Origin of the sequence: Campylobacter sp. JH32, from assembly GCF_017846535.1 — a bacterium.
GTDB classification, from domain to species: Bacteria; Campylobacterota; Campylobacteria; order Campylobacterales; family Campylobacteraceae; genus Campylobacter_D; species Campylobacter_D coli.
This window is the reverse complement of sequence record NZ_JAEQBS010000049.1, coordinates 1-377: the sequence shown is the minus strand read 5'-3', so window position 1 is coordinate 377 and position 377 is coordinate 1. Positions and strand designations below refer to the sequence as shown.

Below are 377 nucleotides of genomic sequence, written 5' to 3'. Positions count from 1 at the left end.
CCTCCATGGATACATTCTAGGTTTTGATTTTCTAAAAGAGCATGAAGTTTAGCTATAGCTTGTTTTTTATCTACTTGTGTGGTTTTTTGTTCTTTTAAAGTGTTTGAAATTAAGTCTTTATACTCTAAGCTTTGTTTGCTTAAACATTCTAATTTAATATTTAAAGAATTTTCTATAATAGAATAATTAAGCAAGCAAAGTTCATCATTTTTATAAAAGATACTAAGTCTTCCTAAACCACTGCTTTCATCTTTAGGAGAAAAATAATAACTAGGTGTATCTTGTTTTATAGTATTATCTTGATCTAATTCTCCAAAGTAAAAAGGATTGTTAGGAAGTTCATTTGAGCCTGTAAGGAGAGTGGAGTTTAGGAAGAT

At 28.1% G+C, this 377-nt stretch carries 1 pseudogene; it reads right to left on the bottom strand.

Features of this window, described 5'->3' with window-relative positions:
• Window positions 1–377: pseudogene (locus KAR67_RS09780) on the bottom strand (hypothetical protein); the annotation flags it as partial.